Here is a 1,949-nt window from a genome sequence, read left to right on the forward strand (position 1 = left end):
CTGACCAAGGGCTGCCAGGTTCGCAACCCGCGCAATCAGTTTCAGTCGAAGAGCCAAAGGCGGCGCGCAGGAAGCGGGATCCAGACTTTGTCACGTAAAGAAAGACGGAGGAGACATGAAATTCCGGACCATGATGGTGGGGATGGCGATGCTTGCCACGGCCACCGTGTCAGCCACTGCACGCGCGGATGCCGAACTGGACAAGTTGCTGGCCAACCCGGCCAACTGGGCTGCCCAGGCGGGCGACTACGCCAATCACCGCTACAGCGAACTCAAGCAGGTCAACGCCGGCAATGTGAAGAACCTGCAGGTCGCCTGGACGGTGTCCACCGGCGTGCTGCGGGGCCATGAAGGCTCGCCGCTGGTGATCGGCGATACGATGTTCATCCATTCGCCCTTCCCGAACAAGGTGATCGCGATCAACCTGAAGGACCAGTCCTTCAAATGGAAGTACGAGCCCAAGCAGGAAAGCAACGTGGTGCCGGTGATGTGCTGCGACACCGTCAACCGCGGCCTGGCCTACGGCGACGGCAAGATCCTGCTGCAACAGGCCGACACCACCCTGGTAGCGCTCGACGCCAAGACCGGCAAGGTCATGTGGAGCGTCAAGAATGGCGATCCCAAGGTCGGCGAGACCAATACCAATGCCCCGCACGTCTTCAAGGACAAGGTCATCACCGGCATCTCCGGCGGCGAGTTCGGCGTGCGCGGCCGGCTGATCGCCTATGACCTGAAGACCGGCAAGAAGGTCTGGACGGCCTGGAGCACCGGCCCGGACAACGAACTGCTGTTCGATCCCGCCACCACCATGACCTGGACCGACGGCAAGATGGCGCCGGTCGGCAAGGACTCCTCGATCAAGACCTGGAAGGGCGACCAGTGGAAGCTGGGCGGCGGCACCACCTGGGGATGGTATGCCTACGATCCCAAGCTGAACCTGGTCTACTACGGCAGTGGCAACCCGGGCACCTGGAATCCGGCGCAGCGTCCGGGCGACAACAAGTGGTCGATGACGCTGTTCGCGCGCGACCTGGATACCGGCAAGGCCAAGTGGGTCTACCAGATGACGCCGCACGACGAGTGGGACTACGACGGCGTCAACGAAAACGTGCTGGCCGACCTGAACATCAAGGGCAGGAAGGTGCCCTCGCTGGTGCACCTGGACCGCAATGGCTTCGGCTACACCCTGAATCGCGAAACCGGTGAACTGCTGGTGGCGGAGAAGTACGATCCGACCATCAACTGGGCATCCAGGATCGACATGAAGAGCGGGCGCCCGATCGTCAACGCCAAATACTCGCCCGCCACCACGGGCCCGGACGTCAACGTCCAGGGCATCTGCCCGTCGGCGCTCGGGACCAAGGACCAGCAGCCGATGAGCTACGACCGCAAGTCGGGCATCTTCCTGGTGCCGACCAATCACGTCTGCATGGACTATGAGCCGTTCCAGGTGGAGTACACCGCGGGCCAGCCGTATGTCGGCGCCACCCTGTCGATGTACGCGACCCCGAAGAGCCACGGCGGCATGGGCAATTTCATCGCCTGGGACGCTGCCGCCGGCAAGATCCTGTGGTCCAAGCCCGAGCGTTTCTCGGTATGGTCCGGCGCGCTGGCTACAGCGGGCGATATTGCCTTCTATGGCACCCTGGAGGGCTATGTGAAGGCCGTCAATATCAAGGACGGGAAGGAACTGTGGAGGTTCAAGACGCCCTCCGGCATCATCGGCAACGTCTTCACCTATCAGTTCGAGGGCAAGCAGTACGTCGGCGTTTACTCGGGCATCGGCGGATGGGCCGGCATCGGCATGGCGGCGGGGCTGGAGAAGTCTAGCGAGGGCCTGGGCGCGGTGGGCGGCTACAAGGACCTGGCGAAGTACACCGAACTGGGCGGCACGCTGTTCGTCTTCGCGCTGCCGACGACCTGATGCCTGTCCTTCCCGCCTCACGCTA

General features: G+C 63.1%; 1 protein-coding gene. It reads left to right on the plus strand.

The features are described 5' to 3' along the window. Positions 1-115: 115 nt before the first annotated feature. Positions 116-1,924, plus strand: a complete 1,809-nt coding sequence (locus P3W85_RS19780; RefSeq protein ID WP_017228604.1) for a methanol/ethanol family PQQ-dependent dehydrogenase — start codon at positions 116-118, stop codon at positions 1,922-1,924. The last annotated feature ends 25 nt before the right edge of the window (positions 1,925-1,949 follow it).

The sequence above is a fragment of the Cupriavidus basilensis genome, assembly GCF_029335485.1.
Lineage (GTDB): Bacteria > Pseudomonadota > Gammaproteobacteria > Burkholderiales > Burkholderiaceae > Cupriavidus > Cupriavidus basilensis_E.

Bases quoted from the DNA above. Each gene is read 5' to 3' on its own strand.
- P3W85_RS19780 (WP_017228604.1), top strand. From the start codon at position 116: ATGAAATTCCGGACCATGATGGTGGGGATGGCGATGCTTGCCACGGCC.